We start from the raw sequence: 20,950 nt of genomic DNA on the forward strand, positions 1-20,950 counted from the left end.
ATATTAAAATTAAGTTGTAATTTTAGCCAATTAGTAATACAATTTATGGCTATGGGAGTAATAATTATTATTCTTTTATATTAAAATGGTATGATTAAATTATTAACTTATTTTTTTAATAAATACGTATAGGAGCACATAATTATGAATCGTTTTTTAAAATATTTTATGATGCTATTAACATTATTACTTATTGTTGTTCCTGTCATTTTTATTGTCAATTTATATCATCATTCTGAGAATGCTTTGCAATCTTCATATAATAAATCTGATGCAAAACGTCATTCTACTTTAAGAAATAGCAAAATGAATCCTTCTAAAAACGCTATCTCAATATTATTTCTTGGGATAGACGATAATGAAGGTAGACGTAAAAATGGTCAAACAACTGAACATTCAAGAACTGATTCAATGATTTTAGCAACACTTAATCCCAATAAACAGCAAATCCGTTTATTAAGTATTCCTCGTGATACAATCAGTTATATTCCTAAAGTAGGTTATTACGATAAAATCACACACGCACATGCCTATGGAGGTCCTATTGCTGCTATGGATACTGTTGAAGCCACACTTAATATCCCTGTCGACTATTATGTTCGAATTAATATGGATGCCTTTGTTCAAGCGGTAGATAAATTAGGTGGTATTTATTACGATGTACCTTATGATTTAGATGAACCTAACACAGATGATACTGGAAGAATCAAGGTTAAAAAAGGGTATCACAAATTAAATGGTGATGAAGCTTTGGCTGTAGCACGCACGCGTCATCACGATTCAGATTTAAAACGTGGCGAGAGACAAATGGATTTAATCAAAATTTTATTTCAGAAAGCAAAAAATTTAGATTCATATGACAGACTAGATGAACTCGTTCAAATAGTAGGTAAAAATGCTAAACATAACCTAACAACAGAAGAAATTAAATCTATAGCTTCAATTTATTTATCTGATAATATAGACTTTAAAAAGTCTCAACTTAAAGGTGACAATGATTATTTAAATGGTATCTACTATTATAACCCTAGCATTAAGAGTATATTAAAATATTCAAATTTATTGCGTTCTGATTTAGGACTATCTAAAATAACAGATAAGAATGATTTATTGGATGAAAGAGTCATTAATTATTATGGCAATCTAGTACCGTTAACACCTATTGATTCGTTTCTTTTAGAAAATAATCAAAAAGATACCACAACAGATGAAAACTCTATTCAGAGTAATGGTACTAACCCTTCTACGCAATCACAATCAGAACAAAATCCATCTGATAGTACTATGGATCAACAAAATCAAATGAGTAATCAAGTCAATAGCAACAATTCAGACAACTCAAACGACTTCAACAATCAAAATGAAATAAATCAATTATATTAATTTGAGAGGAGTACGTAGAATGTCACGCAAAACATATGAAAAAATTGCTAATATTAACGGCATGTTTAACGTATTAGAACAACAAATTATTCATAGTCAAGACATGGCTTTATTCAGAAGTGAATTCTTTTATGTTAATCATGAACATCGTGAAAACTATGAGGCACTATTAGTATACTATGGTGAGAATTCAGTGAATCCAATTGTAAATGGCGCTTGTTACATTGTTGCTTTACCTGAAATTTTTAATAAAGTAGATGTATTTGAATCTGATTTACCCTTTTCTTGGGTATATGATGAAAATGGAATTACGGAAACAATGCAAAGCATTAGTATTCCTTTGCAATATTTAATTGCAGCCGCTTTAGAGGTTACAGACGTTAATCTTTTTAGGCCTTCAGGTTTCACTATGGGGATGAATAACTGGAACATCGCACAATTAAGGATCTTTTGGCAATATTGCGCAATTGTTCGCCAAGAAGCATTATAATTTATTACTCCTTTTTACTTTTTAGTAAAAGGAGTTTTTCTTTTTCTATATCTAAATAATATAAAATGATTGAATTTATTTAATTTAAGAAAGTAGGTAAATGCCACATGTTTAAAGAAGTAATTAATCAATCTATGCTTTCTGATTGTTTTGAAATTAGAAAGTCAGTTTTTGTAGAAGAGCAAGGGGTTCCATTAGAAAGCGAATTAGATATATTTGAAAATACTTCTACTCATATTATTGGATATTACAACGATCATCCATTTGCTTGTGCACGATTTCGTCCATATGAAGATGGTATAAAAGTAGAACGTGTAGCAATTTTAAAACCTTATCGCAATAAAGGGTTCGGTAAAACATTAATGAACACGATTGAAAGTATTGGAAAACAAAAACATCATCATAAACTTATTTTAAACGCACAACTACAAGCTAAATCATTCTATGAAAAACTAGGTTATATTAGTATTGGTCTTCCTTTTCAAGAAGAAAATATTGCTCATATTAAAATGTATAAAATAATTTAAATGATATTTTTCGATACTTGAATTTCAATGACAACAGCTAGATATTTATAAGAACAAAATTAAATTTAGTTTACAAATGAGTAAAAAATAATTACTCTTACTTTTCTTGACGTTATAATAAAAAAGTAAATTAAAAAAGGAGCAACTATTATGTCGAAAAAATTTAGCTTTAAATTCCCATCAATGATCGCCCTTACTTTATTTGGTGCAGCATTTACTACACATCATGCTGAAGCCTCTGAAAACAAACAAAACGCTGCTAATAATGTAATCGATGATCAACAAAATATTGAAAATGCCAATGTAGCTAAACATCAAGTCAGTAATGCAGCACAAAATATTTCTGGAGTGCAAACTTACCAAGACCCTACATTAGTAAAATCAAATACTACTAATAATACATATAATACATACACATATGATGCAAAATTAGATAACTTAAATCAATCAGCGTCATCTCAAAATAACTCAACGCGTTCTAATACTAATGATACAGTTAAAAACAGTGATACAATATCAAATTATCAATCTGATAATACAAAACATAATAATAATGAAGTAGCTACTACCTCTACTACTTCAACTGATTCAACTAAATTAGTTACATCAGAAGATTCTAATCATAAATTAAATTCAAATCGTATAACTACTGAAACACCATCAACTCATAATGAAAGCGCTCAAGTTTCAAATACACATAAGTTAAATACAGATGAGCCTAAAACAACATTAAATAACGTAGAAAATCAAAACAATAGCATATCAAAAGCGCAATTAAGCACTACTGTCGTTAATAATAAACAACAAAAAGTAGAAGATAATGCTACAACGACAAATAATGACAATAATAAAGTATCATTATCTTCTACTACAGAAAGTGACAGTACGTCTAAAAATTTATCAAATACATCAGATAACACTACAGTTAACAATGAAGATACTACGCTTAAAAAGAATAATACTCAAACTTCACCAATGCATAATACTTTAAAAGTACGTGCATACAGTACAGCTTTAAATAACACTCATGTTAATAATAAAGCTACAACTTCAACTCAATCAAATGATGCATCTGTCTCTGACTCTACATCATCAGTTCATAAAGGTATTGGTGGAAAAGGTGGTCCAGCTACAGTAAGTACATATTCAACTACGTCTTCACTACCAAAATATGTACCGCAAGTTAAATCTTCAATTAATAATTATATTCGCACAAATAATTTGAAAGCTCCTTCGATTGAAGAACATTATACATCTTACTTCCCTAAATATGGATATCGAAATGGAGTAGGAAAACCTGAAGGCATCGTCGTGCATGATACTGCAAATGACAATTCAACGATTGAAGGCGAAATTAATTATATGAGAAATAATTATACAAATGCGTTTGTACATGCATTTGTAGATGGAAACCGTATTATTGAAACTGCTCCTACTGATTATTTATCTTGGGGAGCTGGACCATATGGGAATAATCGTTTTATTAATGTTGAAATAGTTCATACACATGATTATGCTTCATTTGCACGTTCAATGAATAACTATGCAGATTACGCTGCTACACAATTACAATATTATGGATTAAAACCAGATAGTGCTGAATATGATGCTAAAGGAACAGTATGGACTCATTATGCTATTAGTCGTTATCTTGGAGGTACAGATCACGCTGATCCACATGCCTACTTGAGTAATCATAATTATAGTTATGATGAATTATATGATTTAATTAACGAAAAATATTTAATTAAAATGGGCAAAGTTGCACCATGGGGTACAACATCTACAAATAATTCAACTCCTACTACTAAACCAAGTATAAATAATAAAAAATTAACAGTAACATCTAATAATGGCTTAGCTCAAATTAAATCAGATAATAGCGGTCTTTATACTACTGTATATGATTCTAAGGGGAAAACGACGAATCAGGTTCATAATACTTTAGCAGTTACAAAATCTGCACAGCTTGATAAAGACAAATATTACCTAGTATCCGATTATAATAGTGGAAAATTATATGGATGGGTTAAACAAAATGAAACGATTTATAATACTATTACTCCTAAAGCGAAAGTAAATAAATCTTATACTATTAAACCTGGAACGACACTATACACTGTTCCATGGGGTAATTATAATCAAATTGCTGGAACAGTATCTAAATCAAATCAATCTCCATTTAAAGCGAGTGCATCACAACAAGTAGGTAAATCAACATATGTATATGGTTCAGTAAATGGTTTAACTGGTTGGGTAAGTAAATATTATTTAAATGATGTTCAAAACAAAGCGGATACAACTAATATACTTAATGTTTCTCAATTAAATAACACTTTAGGACAAGTAGCTAAAAAAAATAATGGTGCTTACACAACAGTATATGACTCATCTGGAAAAATAAATCCTTCTATTAACGGTAATACTTATCATGTAACTAAAAAAGCGACATTAAATAACAAAAACTTTTATTTGATTTCTGACTTTAATGGTAATCAATCACACGGTTGGATTCCTTCATCAGAAATTAATATTCAAACTACAACACCTATAAATGATGGTATTAAAAAATACAATATCAAAGGGAATAGTAATATATATGAAACACCTTGGGGCAGTTCGTCTCAAATTAAAGCAACAGTTCCTTCAAAGGGAGATGTTCTAAAATCGATAGACGCTTTAAAAGTAGGCTCAAATACGTATCTTCACGGTGTTATTAATAATGTTTGGGGCTGGATTTTATCAGACGATGTTCAAACTGTAAAAACGAGTCAAAAAACAAGTAGTGTTCAAACTGTTTCAAAAATTGCTCAAGTAAATTCAACCAATGATGGTATACGTTCAAGTATTTACGATGCAAGTGGTAAGCATGCAAAACAATATGCTAACAAAACATATGTTGTAACTAAAGAAAAAAAATTAGATGATCATACATATGTTTTATTATCTAGTACTTCTGGAAATACTCCATTAGGTTGGTATAATGTTAAAGACTTAAATATTAAAAATTTAGATGAAGAACAAAAAGTGAAAGGTACTTATACTGTCAACCAAAATAATAATGGCTTATATACGATTGCTTGGGGCACTAATCAACAACGATTAGATAAAAACAACATTGCTAATCAAACTTTCAAGGCTTCTAAATCGACAATTGTTGATGGTAAAACGTATTTATACGGTACAGTTAATAATCAAACAGGTTGGATTGCATTAAAAGATTTAACAAACGCTTCATCTTTCGATACAGCAGAAGACTATAACGATGATTTAGTTATAACTAATGGTAATAGTTTTTACTATGACGACCCTACTTCAGCTAAAGCGTACTCACTCAAGCCATTTAATAAACAAATTTTTCAAATTACAAAACGAAAAGTAGTAAATGGTATCACTTGGTATTATGGTAAATTAAGTAATGGTAAATCAGTATGGATTAAGAAAAGCGATTTACAACAACAATTAGTTAAACTATCTAAAAACTATAGAACACTTGATGAGGTCACTAAAATTCAACACAATGTTTACGGTGCACCACCACAAGTTCAACGTAATAATAGCGGTTGGTCAAATGCAACGTATAGTGAAATTAAAAATGCGATGAACGCGAAAACACTTGCAAAAAATCCAGCTTTAAAATATCAATTTTTACGTTTAGATCGTCCACAATTATTATCTGTAGATCGTTTAAATCGACTACTTAAAGGTAAGGGAATGTTAGAAAACCAAGGTCAAGCATTTGCTAATGCTGCAAAATTGACAGGTGTTAATGAAATTTACTTAATTGCTCATGCCTTACTTGAAACGGGTAATGGCCAATCTAAACTTGCTAAAGGTGCAAATTTGGTTAATAATCAAGTCGTTTCTAATTCCCCTATTAAATATTATAATGTATATGGTATTGGAGCTTATGATTATGCACCACTTGTAAATGGAATTAATTACGCAAAACAATCTGGCTGGAATAGTATTTCTAAAGCTATTATTGATGGAGCTAAATTTATTGCTCAAGATTATATTAAATCTGGTCAAAATACACTTTATAAAATGCGTTGGAACCCTGATCAACCTGGTACACATCAATATGCTACTGATATTAATTGGGCAAATTTGAATGCTAAAAGTTTAAAATACTTATATGATCAAATTAATTCAGTTGGTAAATATTTTGAAATACCAGTATTTAATCAATAATAATACTTGGGAGTTAGACTGAATTCAGTTTCAATTCAGTTATCGCCTGCCCATATGTAAAAGAATCTGAGACACTTATTTCTGTCTCAGATTCTTTTTTGCTCTAAATTTTATATTTAATACAAACACCCATCTTATTGTGCTATGTTATAAAGAACAATAAGATGGGTGCTATGTTAGATATAAAGATGACGACTATTAAGTTTATTTAAAAGATGATTCAAATTATTGATTTCCTCTTCTGTTAAACATTGACATCTCGCTTCGATTAATTCACATCTTGCTATATTGATTTGTTTAATTAAATCTCTAGCTTCAGTTGTTAAACATAAATCCTTACAACGTAAATCTTCATGTGACTGTTGACTTGTAATATAACCTTTATGAACTAATTTCTTTATCCAACGAGATACAATGGATTGCTCTCTACTAATTTTCATTGTTAAATCATATTGTGATAATCGATCATAGTTATAAAGAATTCTTAATAATTCCAGTTGGTCATTTGTTATATCAGTCCGTTGGCCAAAGCGTCTATTTACTAAATTAAGATCATTATTTGTTAGGGTAATAAGTTTTTCTAGTTGATTATACATAGCTGTTCTACTCCACTCTAGTAATTGTTTATATTATAAAGTTAATTTTATAATTAGACAATACTATTCAATAAATTGACTAAATTCATTTTAATAATATGGTATTATCTATTCATTATACACGATTTCTAATTTTTCTATTTAAATTAAGAGAAAGTGAGATTTTATTAATTAAATATTATAAATAAAAATATGATATGATAATTATATTCTATTTCAAAGTAATGAGGTCATAATACTTTGAATGATTATATTTAGAGGTGTAAATATGAAATTAACTTTAAATTCAAATTCTAAGTTTTTAAGAGCGCCAAGTATCCGACAGTTTTCAAGTCGAATAAAAAATATTGACGACTGCGTTAATTTAACTATTGGCCAACCTGATTTTCCAATGCCTGATGTGGTTAAGCAAGCATATATTAATGCAATAAGCGAAGATAAAACAAGTTATTCACATAACAAAGGCCTTACTGAAACGCGTCAAGCGATTAGTCAATATTTTAAACGTAGATATGGATTTCTTTATAGCGAAGAAGAAATTATTGTTACAAACGGTGCAAGTGAAGCGTTAGATACATCGCTAAGAAGTATAATCGAACCTGGAGATGAAATTTTAATCCCTGGTCCTATTTATGCTGGATATATCCCATTAGTTGAAACTTTAGGTGGTAAACCTATTTATATTGATACCACACATTCTGACTTTAAGGTAACACCTGAGCTAATTGAAGCTTACTTTACTGATCAAACTAAAGCAATTTTATTAAATTATCCTACTAATCCAACTGGTGTTATATTAGAGCGCTCAGAAGTTGAAGCCCTTGTACATTATTTAAAAACTAAAGAAATATTTATTATCAGTGATGAAATCTACGCTGAAAATACGTTTACAGGAACACATACTTCTTTTGCAGAATATGAAGAGATACGTGATCAACTATTACTCATTGGTGGCTTAAGTAAATCGCATTCAGCTACAGGCATCCGTATCGGTTTTTTAATCGGTCCTGAATATTTAATTGAAAAATTAACTTTCATGCATGCATATAACTGTATTTGTGCTAATGTTCCTGCTCAAATTGCTTGTATCACTGCATTAAATGAGGGCTTAGAAGCACCAAAATATATGAACGAAGCTTATATTGAACGACGTGATTATTTAAAAGCTAAATTGTTATCGCTAGGATTCGAACTTGAAGCTCAACCTGAAGGTGCATTTTATATTTTCCCAAGTATTAAACGATTTACTAATAATGATTTTGACTTTTGTGTCAATGTACTGGAAGAGGCACATGTTGCGATGGTACCAGGATCTTCTTTTACAGATATAGGAAAAGGCTATATTCGTATTTCTTATGCTTATGAAATGAACGTCTTAAAAGAAGGTATGCGCCGTTTAGAATTATATTTAAAAGAACACTATCCTAATGTGTTAGATAATTAAAAAAACGCAAGATTGACTAAGTCAATTTTGCGTTTTTTTATTACTATTGTTTATGGGAATTTAGGGAATTGATCAAAATCAGGATCGCGTTTTTCTTTAAATGCGTCACGACCTTCTTTTGCTTCATCAGTAGTGTAATACAGTAATGTAGCATCTCCAGCCATTTGTTGTAAACCAGCTAAACCATCTGTATCTGCATTCATTGCAGCTTTTAAGAAACGTAATGCTGTTGGTGAATGTTTCATAATATCTTTACACCAAGCAACTGTTTCATCTTCTACTTTATCTAAAGGTACTACAGTATTAACTAAGCCCATTTCTAATGCCTCTTGAGCATTGTATTGACGACATAAGTACCAAATTTCACGTGCTTTTTTGTGGCCTACGATACGAGCTAAGTATCCTGAACCATAACCAGCATCAAATGACCCTACTTTAGGTCCAGTTTGACCAAAGATTGCATTATCTGCAGCAATTGTTAAGTCACATACTACATTTAATACGTTACCTCCACCAATTGCATAACCTCTAACCATTGCAATAACTGGTTTAGGAATAACACGAATTAAACGTTGTAAATCCAATACATTTAAACGAGGAATTTGGTCTTCACCAACATAACCACCATGTCCACGTTTCTTTTGATCTCCGCCTGAACAAAACGCTTTATCGCCTTCACCTGTTAAGATAATAACAGAAACATTTTGATCATCACGTGCTCTAGTAAATGCATCAATCATTTCAGCTACTGTTTTAGGTGTAAATGCATTACGTACTTCTGGACGGTTAATTGTTACTTTTGCAATTCCTTCGAAGAATTCATATTTAATTTCATCATATTCTTTTAGTGTTTCCCACTGTCTAGTCATTTTGCTCCTCCTTTAAAAAACCTAATACTATTGTATCAAATTCTGCTTCATCTTCCACATGAATTGTGTGACCTACATTTTTAAAAATATGGATTTGATAGTTTTTAATTTCTTGTGCCATTTTTTTAGCAGTATTAACGAATTTTTCATCTAATTCTCCTGCTAAAATAAGACAATCACTTTTTATACGCTTAATATCTCCCCATAAATTAGGCATATGTCCAGTCCCATAATCTCTTAAAGCTTTCGCTAATTTATTGGGATTCTGCGCAAGTCGCATACGACGCATTGCCTTTTTTTTATTATCATCTAATAGATATTGTGTTTGAAATAAAGGGAGTTTTTCCCAATCATTTACAAATACTTCAATTCCAGCTATTTCTAATACACGTCCACGTGCTTGATCGATAGCCTGTCGTTCTTTACGTAAAGCTTCGTTAGCAATGCCTGGTGATGTACTTTCTAATATTAATTGTTTGATTTCATATTGACCATGTATTTCATAGTAGAGTGCTACGCGCCCACCCATTGAATAGCCTAATAAACTGAATTTATATTTCTCAAATTGAGATAAAACTCGATTTATTTGTTCCGTTATATACGGAAAGTCCCATATTTGATCTGTAGGTGAGTCATCTTTGCCATGTCCAGGTAAATCAATAGTTAAAACATTACATTGAGTAAGAAACGCCTCTATATGATTCATATAAGTTTGACTGTCACTAATAAAACCATGAAGTAAAATTAATAATTGATTGCTTGGATGCTCAGACTTATAAAAATTATAATGTAACATTTAAAATCTCACTCAATTTCTTATATAAAAGTTGATGTTGTTCTAAGTTATCTTCACGATTTGTAAGAATTTCGTATATATATGAATTCATAGTTGAAAAAGATACTTGAGAAAAATCGGTAATATTATTTAAACGTTTAAATGAAAAGTCATATAACATGGCAGTGTACTCAAAATTTAGTCCAGTTGGTGTACCAAATAGACGTTCAAAGTATTGCTCTGCTGCTGTTTTTTGAGGCAAATAAGAAAATATCCCTCCACCATCGTTGTTAAGTATAACAACATTAATATGAATATCGTTTAATTTAGCCATTAATAATCCATTCATATCATGATAAAAAGCTAAATCTCCAATCAGTAATGTCACTTTTTTATGTACTGCCATACCTAAAGCAGTAGAAATAACGCCATCAATACCATTTGCACCTCGATTAGCATACACTTCTACTTCACTATCAAATAATAAATTATCTACATCACGAATAGGCATACTATTACTTACAAATAATGCATCATCTTTAGTGAGTTTTTGAATCAGTGTACTTACAAATGCTGATTCATCTGTCGCTTGAGACATATGTTGAGTGATTGCTTTACGAGATTGTGCTTCTATTGACTGCCAACGTTCAATCCAATCCTTACGGTTTACTGTTGGTTCATTCACTAAACTTCTGAAGAAATCATTTGCTGATATTTCATATGAGATGTGTGGTGGTGTTGGAAATACATCAATTTTATCATTATTTTGAACTAATATTTGAAATGCATTTGTGCGTGTAAGCCATTGATTTAATTTTTTAGAAATAACTGGTTTACCTACACGTATAATAAAATCAGCATCAATATTTAAATGAGAACGGTATAATAAATCATATGTTGTAATGACATTAGGATGATTATACTTACGTAATTGACTAAGTGGATCTGCAAGAATTGGTAAGTCATGAATTGTAGCGTAAGTTAAAATTTGATCGACTGCTTGGTGCTGCATGTCCCCTACAATAATCAGGCCTTTCTTATCTTTTAATATATTTTTTATATCTTGTATATCTATATTTTTTTGATAATGAGGCAATATTTTATGTTCAGATTTTAAATTCTCAGTCATTTCAAGATCTGGTGTTAACGGTTCTCTAAATGGCAAATTAAAATGTATTGGACCACGGTGTGGGCCATATAAATATTGACTTGCAATTTGCATTTGATAATTAATAGTATTCAGCATTTCTTGACTGCCATCAGCTACAGGCATATCAAATTGGAAGTTAATATAATTTGCAAACATATTGACTTGGTTAATCGCTTGTGGTGCACCTACACTTCTAAGTTCATGTGGACGATCGCTAGTCAATACTATAAGCGGTATACGGCTGATTTGACTTTCAGCTATAGCTGGCGTGTAATTAGCAGCCGCTGTTCCAGAAGTACATAAAATCGCAACTGGGCGTTCGCTCCCTTTAATTAATCCTAAGGCAAAAAAAGCTGCGCTACGTTCATCAGGATGTATCCAAGTTTTAATATTTGGATGCGCTTCAAATGCAATCGCTAAAGGAGTCGAACGTGAGCCCGGACTAATAACGACTTCTCGCACACCATAGGCATATAACTCTGATGCAAATGTATAAACTTGTTTAGTTAAAGCTTCTTTATGATTCATTCTTATTCACTACTCCTAAAGCATTCATCATTGGTGAAAATTTCACCGACGTTTCTTCAACTTCACTTTCAGCATTAGAATCTTTTACAATACCACAACCTGCAAACAAAGTAGTTTGATTTTGTTTAATTAACATAGAACGAATAGCCACAATAAATTCACAATCATCATCTACGTCAATATATCCAACTGGAGACCCATATAATCCTCGTGTACCAAATTCATTTTTTTCAATATAGTCAACTGCTTCTTTCTTAGGATAACCCCCTAAGGCAGGTGTAGGATGCAACTCATCAATTAAACTAATATACGAATGATTCAATAATGTTCCTTTTATTTCAGTATACAAATGATACATATGATCATTTTTTAAAATATTAGGTTTTTGATTGTACTCTACATTTTCTACATAAGGCTTAATATCATTTAAAATGCTTCTAACGACAAATTGATGTTCACCTAGATTTTTACTGTCTTGTAGAAATGCTTGAACATTTTTTTCATCTTTTTCAGCATCTTGTGTTCGAGGAATTGTTCCTGCTACAGCCTTCGTAGATAATACACCGTCCTCAACTTTTAATAATTGTTCTGGTGTTTGAGAAAAGAATACAGATTGGTTAGACTCTAGGATAAATAAGTAACTATTTTTCTCATTGTTTAACGCACGATTAAGTACATAAGGAATACTAATTGGCTTATCAAACTTAATTAAGCGACGTCTCGCAAGTACTACTTTTTTATCTTTATCAAGTTGTTCAATCGTATGACTTACAAGATCTTTCCATTCATCAACATAAATATCTTCCATGCGTGTTACATTGCCTAAAGCTGTCTCTCGTTCTGTCGTATCAACTTGAGCATTTTCGAAATAATTAATCATTTGATTTAATTTTTCCATTTCAAATTGAGCTTTTTCAACTGTATATGTCAAAATGGTTTGATTGTTAACTGAAGAAATAAGTACTTCAGGTACCACAAAATGATTAATCCCAAATTCACGCCACTCATCATCAGATTTATGATTTGAAAATTGGAATCCCCCTACTATTTTAAGGTGATGCTTTTGCGTATTAACATGAATTAGTTCTACATCATTTTTAAATTTTTCCCATTCCCGAAAGATAGATTGTTTATTTTCAAAGTTATTCTTAAATCTTTGAATTGCATGATAGCCGAAAAATGAAGACATATTATCGTTTAATCGCAAATAAAATCGATCTCCAGCTTGTTTTTCAGTTAAATTAAATAATTCACTTGGTGTTAAAGATTTATTTAACACGACTTCAACAGAAACCCAGTTTTTATTGCTTTCATATATAGATTCCAAAATTTTGTCTTCCATTAGGTTAGCAGCCATTCATTTCACTTCTTTCATTATCTTTTTTTTACTCATTAAAATATTGTAACATTTTTCGTTATTCATCGTATTATAATTGCTTAATCAATTTAGAGAAATATTTCACGTTGATTGACCTTTCTTACCTATTCCTTTAAAATACATATGTTAAAACTTTATATTATAAGAGGTAGATTATATTATGGCAGATCAATATCAACAATATTCAACTGTTAGAAAATATTGGCATTTAATGAGACCTCATACTTTAACCGCGTCTATTGTCCCTGTATTAGTAGGAACAGCGACAGCTAAACTTTTCTTACTGGGCAGTCAAGATCATATTAAATTCAGCCTATTTTTAGCAATGTTAATCGCATGTCTTTTAATTCAAGCAGCGACTAATATGTTTAATGAATATTATGATTTTAAAAAAGGATTAGACGATCATACATCTGTAGGTATCGGTGGCGCGATTGTTCGAAATGGTATGAGTCCAAAACTTGTCATGAATCTAGCAATTGCTTTTTATATTATTGCCGCTTTACTTGGTATATATCTAGCTGCTAATAGTTCATTTTGGATTATTCCAGTTGGTATTGTATGTATGGCAATTGGTTATTTATATACTGGTGGACCTATTCCTATTTCATGGACGCCATTTGGTGAATTATTCTCCGGATTATTTATGGGTATGATTATCATTTTACTTGCATTCTTTATTCAAACAGGTAATGTCAATGGTTTTGTTGTTTGGATTAGCTTACCTATTGTTATTACAATCGGGTTAATTAATATGGCTAATAACATTCGTGACCGTGTTAAAGATAAAGCAAGTGGTCGTAAAACCTTACCTATTTTATTAGGTAAAAAAGCTTCTATTACGTTTATGGCAGCAATGTATATCTTAGCTTACTTAATCGTAATATTTACTGCTTTATTCAAATCAGGCGGCTCATTATTCTACTTGTTAGTATTATTCTCATTCCCAATGCCAATCAAAGCAATTCGTCGTTTTAATAAAAATGATACACCAGCAAGCATGATGCCAGCGATGGCAGCGACTGGCAAAACGAATACAGTCTTTGGTATTTTGTACGCTTTGGGTATTTATATCAGCGCACTTTTAGGTGGAATCTAATTTATTTTAACTAGCATTGTTTTTTAACAATGCTAGTTTTTTTATTATTATATATATATCATATGTAGATAATCATGGCCATATAAATTAATATCTTCAACCCATTTGAAACCTAGTTGTTTATAAAGTTTAAGTGCTTTCTCATTATTATAATCACAATTTAAACTCCATTTTTTATTAGAACTTGTGGTGATCAAATGTTCCAACAATTGTGTCGCAATACCTTGTCCTCTATAATCAGGCGATGTGACCACTGCTTCAATATACCACTCATCATTTTTAGCTTCTTTTATAGGTAAAGGTGTTCCAACTAATCTGATATCTTCTTCAAGAGGCAGTTGGTTCCATTGTTCTTCGTACTCCATTTCTTTTGAACCATCATAAGCGATAATACAACCGGCCAATTCATTATTCTTTTCATATACCCATATATTTTTATAATAGGTACGATAATGTACATTAACTATACTAAGTTCAAGCAAATTGATCATACGTTTTTTAGAAATTTCCTTTACAATGTCAAGTTCCATATCTTTCCATATTAAATAATAAAGTTTTGCAATTTGCTTATTATCACTCGGTGTCGCTTTTCTAATCATATTTATCCCTCCATCTACATCATACTCATATTATTACAAGAAATTAAATATTATAGTAAGTATAAACTGATTCTTTTATAAGTGCCGTTCTTGATTTTAGTCATAAATTACTTACAATATGAAAATAAGGAGGCATCCATAATATGAGAGTAAACAAAACATTGTATGTATTATGCGCATTGTTCTTAGGTGGTGTTGGGATTCACAAGTTCTATGCGGATAAAGTTGGACAAGGCGTATTACATTTGGTCTTTTTTTGGACACTTATTCCAACAATTATTTCGATTATTCATGGCATAATCATTATCTTCACTACTACAGCTGATAATAATGGATATATTTTTATACCCAGATAAAAAACAACCAAAAGTATTTAAACTTTCTTCTTTAAATTAAAGAAAATGGGGTATAAATTAATAATAGTTTTAAAAAGGAGAATGTGACTATGAAAAACTTTATTAAACGTATTGTGAGAACAATTATTACAGGATATGTATTAAAATGGATTAAAAATAAAATAGAAGGAAATTCAAAAAGAAAATAATTTAAAAAGGTCTATTCACTTTATTTTAGAGAATAGACCTTTTTATAATGACTCATTGGAACCGGATTTACTCATTGAGAAATTCCTCCAAATGTTTTAATTCAGTAGTATATTGATTAAAATCATCTTCATTTCTATTAACCAAGGCTTCATCAATTAATGTTACAAGTTGTTTCTTTCTTTCTAAACGTAAAGCTTCGTCAATCACAAGTTCTACACCTAAATCATTCATCGTCGTTACAAATTCTTCTAGTGTGGTATGTTTAACATTTGTATTGTAATACATAAAATTCACTACCTTTCTATTAATTTAAAAATAGTATACAAGCTTTTTATTTTGAAATCAATGAATATTCAGACTTTTCTAAATAAAATAGTGTAATTTTATTTTTAAATAATAACTTGACAACATATACTTTTTTTATATAATAATTTTATATTATTAATCACTCTTCGTTTTTAATAATAAATAATTAAATAAGGAGCTGATCTTATGACTCAGTTCAATAAACCACCTAATACGATTTATGTCATACGTAAAGGTGATATGGTGATTAGACCTACATTTGACAATCATCAACAACCGAACGGCTCAGAAATCCTCAAATTCGATACCTCACGAGAAATAAGCCCTTTTAAAACTCAAAAAATTATTGAACGATCATGTAGATTTTATGGCAATAACTACTTAAGCAAGAAAGCTGAAACTCAACGCATCGCTGGAATAACTAGTAAACCTCCCATCCTTCTCACACCATTGTTTCCAACTTACTTTTTCCCAACACATTCAGACCGTTTAGAAGAAAATATATGGATTAATATGCATTATATTTCTGATATTAAGCCATTAAAGAACAGAAAGAGTAAAATTATCTTTGCAAACCAAGAAGCACTAACATTAAATGTATCTTTTCATAGTTTATGGCATCAATATTCTAATTCTATTTTCTATTACTATATGATTGATAAACAAGCAAGAATGAAGTCTAATAATCCAGATATGCCAATCGATTATGAAAAAACATCTTTAAATATTTTTGAGGCCCTTTCACACTATTCTTTATTAGAAGATAAATAGCTGTATGTTTATTTTTAAAATATACGGAACGATTATATTAATTTAGTGTAAATGTTCCGTATATTTTTTAAAGATTATCTCTTGCAAATTTTAATATTATTGATATAATTGTATTTGTGTTGATTAAAGAACACGTTATATTATTCCGCAGTAGCTCAGTGGTAGAGCTATCGGCTGTTAACCGATCGGTCGTAGGTTCGAATCCTACCTGCGGAGCCATATGGAAACGTACTCAAGTTGGCTGAAGAGGCGCCCCTGCTAAGGGTGTAGGTCGCGAGAGCGGCGCGAGGGTTCGAATCCCTCCGTTTCCGTCTGTTATATTTAAATAGGTTATAATAACTTTAAAAACCCCGTTATTACGGGGTTTTCTTTTTATACTTTTAAATAGTTTTTATATTAAGCCGACAACGTGGTCGACAACTTACTATCTTATATTAAAAGTTGTCGGTTATGTTGTCGACCTACTCTCTATACTCCTTGCTGCTCTAAGTTTTAATTGTAATGACTACTTATTAATTTTTCATCAATATTAAACCCCATCAATGAATAAATTGATGGGTTATTATCTGAGTAAGACCATCTTTATACATTGTGATATGTATGAAAATGGCTTAACTATCGTAATTTTAAAGATAAACTTTAGAACTAAATAGAATGAATTAGAACATTTTGGACACTTGTATGTATAAAATAACCGTATCAATTAAGATACGGTTAGTAGAATATAATATCAATAAGATACATTTAATTTTGAATTATCTTTTTGGTTATTTTTGCTTTATATTGTGAGTATTTCACAACTTCTTTTATACACTGTTTTTCAATTACTTTAATTACTTCTTCCATCAATGTATAATCAGGCGTTTTATTTTCAAAAGCAGGTAAAGATAAATTTAAATTATCTGCATCTTTTGCATAAAAATTACGTGCGTATGAAAATATGCCTGTATTTGCAGCTTTATTATAAGCAGAGGTTAAAAATAGACCTACTTTTAAATTATATTTAGAAGTATCTATAACTGCTACATGGTCATCTGCTCCATATTTAAAATTTCTATATTTAGATGATCCAAACATATCTATTGTAATTGTGTTTGGGCTAAATATTTGAACATCATTACCGATATAGTCAGAAATACCTGTTTTCGATTCTCCCGCTGTGATAAAAGGCAAATCACCAGGAACTCGGTCAGCGCTTTTCAAACGTTTCCCCCGAGTAGCTTTGCCAAATAATTCTCTAGAGTTAAACGTCATTATTGCTCTGCTCTGCTCTGCTCTGCTCTGCTCTTAGATTTTCTAATCATAGAGTCATATTTGTCAAGCGATTCTTGTTCTTTTTTTGTAATTTTATAATCAGACAATCCTGTCACTTGTAAATATGCTTCTAACTCTTCAATACGTTCTGCTTCTAATTCTTCAATATATTTTTCCATGAATTCAAAATATATTTCATTATTTTTATAAGGGAGTTTAATATTCAAATCATTAATATGAGACATACCTGTTGTATAACCCATGTTTTTAAAATAAAGAGATAAGATAGCTAAAAAATATAATATATGTTTATAATTATATTCTTGAAATTTCGGTATTAAACCTTGAAAGGCACCATTGTCACCACTTCTATAAAAACTTTCAGAAATAATACCAATTTCTGCTGCACTAGATGTGTAAGCCAATATAGGCTTTTTAGGGTCAACTCGATGTAAATATTTCTCATCTAGTAGAACCTTTTGCTCATATTGATATTTTATATTTTGACCAAATACATGATAGCCTTCACTATTTTCAACCAGATTTTCACCTTTTTTAGGGAAGCCTTTCATAGTACGTTTTTCAAATAATTCTTTTATTTGAAATGTTTTAAATTCGCCCCCGTTTTCAACAAAATTTTTTTCTAATTTATTTAAACGAGGGCTTACATCTTTCCCACAGTCTTTTTATTTTTTAAAATTTGAGTAACTTCCCAAGATAAATAATCAGATACAGTTTTTTTAAAATCTTCTATTTTGGGAACTGTATCTATTGTCACATGTTGATCAAAGTTCCAATCGACGCCTGAATCATCAATAAAGTCTTCTATATAAACCTTATTGAGATCCCATAAGTTCTCATTAACTTTGGCTTTATTACCTGCTTTATATATTTTTAAAATATCACGATATCTTTCTACTGGTGAATCTTTTACTTGAATACCTCTAGCTGTTCTTTTATATCCATCGTTCCTAAAGTCGATAAATTTCACTGTTTTTTCAAAATCATGCGGTTTCTTAGCTTCAAAAACGTAAATACTTGTCTGTACACCTGCCATAGGCTGAAATAAATCACCAGGCATTTTTATACTTGCTAAAAGTGTATGATTTTTTAAAATAGATCTATTAGTTTTCACGGACTTACCTGTACCCGCACTGTCTTGAATAATTATCGCGCCAACTCCATTTTTCTCCATATTATTTAATCCAAATTCAATAAATGGCATACCATTTTCTTTAAAGCTAAAAGGAGGGTTCAATAACAATTTTGTAGCTTTAAATTCTTCATATAAATTTTTGGGAGTATTAAATGTATTAGCTTTTTTTATATTGCTTGAACCATCTCCACGTAATATCATGTTAGTTGCTGCGAGAGTATACATTTCTGCATTTAATTCAATCCCTAACAAATTATTACTTTTAATATTTTTTATTTCTTTTTCCGCAGCATTGGTTCTCTTTCCATGCTCCAATTCTGCTTGTTCAATCATTAACTCCATAGAACTGATTAAGAAACCCGCACTTCCTGTTGCTAAATCCATTACTTTGCTATCTTTTTGTACATCAAGCAACTCAGCCATCATTTTAGTTACATAAGGTGGAGTTAGTACAATTCCTAATTCTGTACCATCACCTAAAGCATATTTTAGAAATTCTGAATACATTTCACCCATTATATCTATATGCCCAGTCATCGAATCTATAGAACTATAAATATTTTCATAAATAAAAGTAAATATTTGCTTATTAGTACTACTCTCGGAATTTAGTAATTTACTAACTTCTTTATCTAAAGTTGTTTTTTCATCTCTTTGTTTATCTTTGGATATTTCTTGAAAAGAAGAAATCATTAATTGCATTTTTCCACTTTCAATATTTTTCATATGTAAATATTCTTTTATTTGATCAATAATAATTTTCCCATCACGTTTGGTGTCTGTTGGCAGTCCTTTTAATTCGTGAGGCTCTAGTCCTTTTTGTATTACATTTCCTTCGTCATCATTAATATCTTGCATTGCCAGAAGCATACCTGAAACATACAAAACTCTTTGTGGCGCTGTTATATTATGATTGTGCATTAATCTGTTTAATTGTTTTGCATATTTTTGTAATGTAGTTCTACTATCAATAAGAATTCCGTGTTTTTCTGTTTCGGTTAAAATGGCATCATTATAAAACTCTTCAAAACTATCCTGACTTTCTAGAAAGTTTAAGTTCTTATAATTATACACATGCTTATATGTATCTTTTGCACTACCAAAAACATAGTTAATATCTATCGTTACATTATCTTCATTGTCTCCAGCAATTCCGATAGCTATAACTTCTCTATATTTATTACTTTTAATCATATTTCTTGCATAATGCAAACAACCATTAACAGCAAAATTAGATATCGCCTTGTTATCATCTTTAATACCTGATTTATTAGTCGACTTCAGTTTGTTTAATCCTAATTTATTTTCTATAATGACAGGTATATTATATTTCTCTACATGAAAATCAGGTGTTCCAACACCTGTTTTCTTATCAGTCTTTGAGCTCCCTTTCAACGCTTCTTTCATATAATCTGACATTGAAGTTTCATCATTATAATCTTTTAATTTTATTAATCCTAATTTATCTAAATAATCTTTAACATAATAATTTACATCTGTTTCTAATTTCCAATCCATGTGTATTACCTCATTTTATTAATAATATATTTATTTTATCATTAATTACATATTAAAATAACCACCCAGTGACATGCGTAAGTGGTACTTGTTACATAACTCTTATGTATATTTTTATATGGGGGGTTATAGGGGGTACGTGGTGCTTGTAACACTATTTTTATGTATAAAAAAAGACCGCACCTGTTAAAGTACGGTTTGAACGATTTACTCATTTAAAACACAAATAATAAAACTAAAATTATCATAAACTTTGGTACTAAAGAAGCCTTATAAGCTTATTATAACATAAAAAAAGAGGGACGAACACTAAACTTGTCCCTCCATAAAACATAATGAAATTTGTAAACGTATAGGATATTATCCCG

The 20,950-nt window shown here is 30.3% G+C and carries 18 protein-coding genes, 2 tRNA genes and 1 pseudogene; 11 read left to right on the plus strand and 10 right to left on the minus strand.

What is annotated here, in order from left to right:
- Positions 1 to 144 precede the first annotated feature (144 nt).
- From NST64_RS08310 to NST64_RS08325, 4 genes are all read left to right on the plus strand, one after another.
- Entirely contained in the window at positions 145 to 1,383 is a 1,239-nt protein-coding gene (locus NST64_RS08310; RefSeq protein ID WP_002448084.1) for an LCP family protein, read from the plus strand.
- A 19-nt stretch (positions 1,384 to 1,402) separates the two neighbouring features.
- Complete coding sequence (locus tag NST64_RS08315; RefSeq protein ID WP_002448219.1) at positions 1,403 to 1,873, plus strand: DUF2538 family protein; 471 nt, start codon at positions 1,403 to 1,405, stop codon at positions 1,871 to 1,873.
- A gap of 107 nt (positions 1,874 to 1,980) precedes the next feature.
- Positions 1,981 to 2,400, plus strand: coding sequence for a GNAT family N-acetyltransferase (locus NST64_RS08320; RefSeq protein WP_049417850.1), 420 nt, complete (start codon positions 1,981 to 1,983; stop codon positions 2,398 to 2,400).
- A gap of 150 nt (positions 2,401 to 2,550) precedes the next feature.
- Positions 2,551 to 6,594 (plus strand): glucosaminidase domain-containing protein, encoded by a 4,044-nt coding sequence (locus tag NST64_RS08325; protein WP_049417848.1) that lies wholly within the window; start codon positions 2,551 to 2,553, stop codon positions 6,592 to 6,594.
- Positions 6,595 to 6,770: 176 nt separating this feature from the next.
- On the opposite strand, the gene NST64_RS08330 is transcribed toward NST64_RS08325, so the two are convergent.
- The gene (locus NST64_RS08330; protein WP_002448073.1) at positions 6,771 to 7,190 is read right to left on the minus strand and encodes a MarR family transcriptional regulator; all 420 of its coding nucleotides are present in this window, start codon (positions 7,188 to 7,190) and stop codon (positions 6,771 to 6,773) included.
- Positions 7,191 to 7,458: 268 nt separating this feature from the next.
- Here NST64_RS08330 and NST64_RS08335 point away from each other — a divergent pair, with 268 nt between their 5' ends.
- Entirely contained in the window at positions 7,459 to 8,634 is a 1,176-nt protein-coding gene (locus NST64_RS08335) for an aminotransferase class I/II-fold pyridoxal phosphate-dependent enzyme (RefSeq protein WP_002448207.1), read from the plus strand.
- Between the two features lie 50 nt (positions 8,635 to 8,684).
- Here the strand turns inward: NST64_RS08335 and menB are convergent, their stop codons facing one another.
- From menB to NST64_RS08355, 4 genes are read right to left on the minus strand one after another with little or no spacing between them, the layout of a single operon-like run.
- Complete coding sequence (gene menB / locus NST64_RS08340) at positions 8,685 to 9,503, minus strand: 1,4-dihydroxy-2-naphthoyl-CoA synthase (RefSeq protein ID WP_002448062.1); 819 nt, start codon at positions 9,501 to 9,503, stop codon at positions 8,685 to 8,687.
- The gene (gene menH, locus NST64_RS08345; protein ID WP_002448130.1) at positions 9,496 to 10,299 is read right to left on the minus strand and encodes a 2-succinyl-6-hydroxy-2,4-cyclohexadiene-1-carboxylate synthase; all 804 of its coding nucleotides are present in this window, start codon (positions 10,297 to 10,299) and stop codon (positions 9,496 to 9,498) included. The genes menB and menH overlap by 8 nt, the downstream gene beginning before the upstream one ends.
- Complete coding sequence (gene menD / locus NST64_RS08350; RefSeq protein ID WP_002448153.1) at positions 10,286 to 11,956, minus strand: 2-succinyl-5-enolpyruvyl-6-hydroxy-3-cyclohexene-1-carboxylic-acid synthase; 1,671 nt, start codon at positions 11,954 to 11,956, stop codon at positions 10,286 to 10,288. The genes menH and menD overlap by 14 nt, the downstream gene beginning before the upstream one ends.
- Positions 11,946 to 13,313, minus strand: coding sequence for an isochorismate synthase (locus NST64_RS08355; RefSeq protein ID WP_002448042.1), 1,368 nt, complete (start codon positions 13,311 to 13,313; stop codon positions 11,946 to 11,948). The genes menD and NST64_RS08355 overlap by 11 nt, the downstream gene beginning before the upstream one ends.
- Before the next feature lie 181 nt (positions 13,314 to 13,494).
- Between NST64_RS08355 and NST64_RS08360 the strand changes: the two genes are divergently transcribed.
- Positions 13,495 to 14,433, plus strand: coding sequence for a 1,4-dihydroxy-2-naphthoate polyprenyltransferase (locus NST64_RS08360; RefSeq protein WP_002448221.1), 939 nt, complete (start codon positions 13,495 to 13,497; stop codon positions 14,431 to 14,433).
- Between the two features lie 47 nt (positions 14,434 to 14,480).
- On the opposite strand, the gene NST64_RS08365 is transcribed toward NST64_RS08360, so the two are convergent.
- Positions 14,481 to 15,032, minus strand: a complete 552-nt coding sequence (locus tag NST64_RS08365; RefSeq protein ID WP_002448240.1) for a GNAT family N-acetyltransferase — start codon at positions 15,030 to 15,032, stop codon at positions 14,481 to 14,483.
- Between the two features lie 143 nt (positions 15,033 to 15,175).
- Here NST64_RS08365 and NST64_RS08370 point away from each other — a divergent pair, with 143 nt between their 5' ends.
- A complete protein-coding gene (locus NST64_RS08370; protein ID WP_002448068.1) occupies positions 15,176 to 15,388 on the plus strand; it encodes a TM2 domain-containing protein in 213 nt (70 codons plus the stop codon).
- Between the two features lie 89 nt (positions 15,389 to 15,477).
- Positions 15,478 to 15,576: an SAR1012 family small protein gene (locus NST64_RS08375; RefSeq protein WP_017175792.1), complete on the plus strand. Its 99-nt coding sequence runs from the start codon at positions 15,478 to 15,480 to the stop codon at positions 15,574 to 15,576.
- Positions 15,577 to 15,643: 67 nt separating this feature from the next.
- Here the strand turns inward: NST64_RS08375 and NST64_RS08380 are convergent, their stop codons facing one another.
- Positions 15,644 to 15,862, minus strand: coding sequence for an IDEAL domain-containing protein (locus NST64_RS08380; protein ID WP_049417843.1), 219 nt, complete (start codon positions 15,860 to 15,862; stop codon positions 15,644 to 15,646).
- 207 nt (positions 15,863 to 16,069) lie between these two features.
- Between NST64_RS08380 and NST64_RS08385 the strand changes: the two genes are divergently transcribed.
- The 3 genes from NST64_RS08385 to NST64_RS08395 all read left to right on the plus strand — a co-directional run bounded on the left by NST64_RS08385 (position 16,070) and on the right by NST64_RS08395 (position 16,965).
- Positions 16,070 to 16,654 (plus strand): competence protein ComK, encoded by a 585-nt coding sequence (locus tag NST64_RS08385; protein WP_002448199.1) that lies wholly within the window; start codon positions 16,070 to 16,072, stop codon positions 16,652 to 16,654.
- A 144-nt stretch (positions 16,655 to 16,798) separates the two neighbouring features.
- Positions 16,799 to 16,873: transfer RNA gene (locus NST64_RS08390), tRNA-Asn, on the plus strand.
- Between the two features lie 3 nt (positions 16,874 to 16,876).
- Positions 16,877 to 16,965: transfer RNA gene (locus NST64_RS08395), tRNA-Ser, on the plus strand.
- A gap of 433 nt (positions 16,966 to 17,398) precedes the next feature.
- On the opposite strand, the gene NST64_RS08400 is transcribed toward NST64_RS08395, so the two are convergent.
- From NST64_RS08400 to NST64_RS08410, 3 genes and pseudogenes are all read right to left on the minus strand, one after another.
- Complete coding sequence (locus tag NST64_RS08400) at positions 17,399 to 17,908, minus strand: hypothetical protein (RefSeq protein ID WP_340731113.1); 510 nt, start codon at positions 17,906 to 17,908, stop codon at positions 17,399 to 17,401.
- Positions 17,908 to 18,513 (minus strand): annotated as a pseudogene (locus NST64_RS08405) (restriction endonuclease subunit S); the annotation flags it as partial. The gene NST64_RS08400 and the pseudogene NST64_RS08405, both read right to left, overlap by 1 nt.
- Before the next feature lie 59 nt (positions 18,514 to 18,572).
- The gene (locus NST64_RS08410; protein WP_340731114.1) at positions 18,573 to 20,582 is read right to left on the minus strand and encodes an HsdM family class I SAM-dependent methyltransferase; all 2,010 of its coding nucleotides are present in this window, start codon (positions 20,580 to 20,582) and stop codon (positions 18,573 to 18,575) included.
- Between the last annotated feature and the right edge of the window lie 368 nt (positions 20,583 to 20,950).

Origin of the sequence: Staphylococcus sp. FSL W8-1268, assembly GCF_038003965.1 — a bacterium.
Classification (GTDB): Bacteria; Bacillota; Bacilli; order Staphylococcales; family Staphylococcaceae; genus Staphylococcus; species Staphylococcus hominis.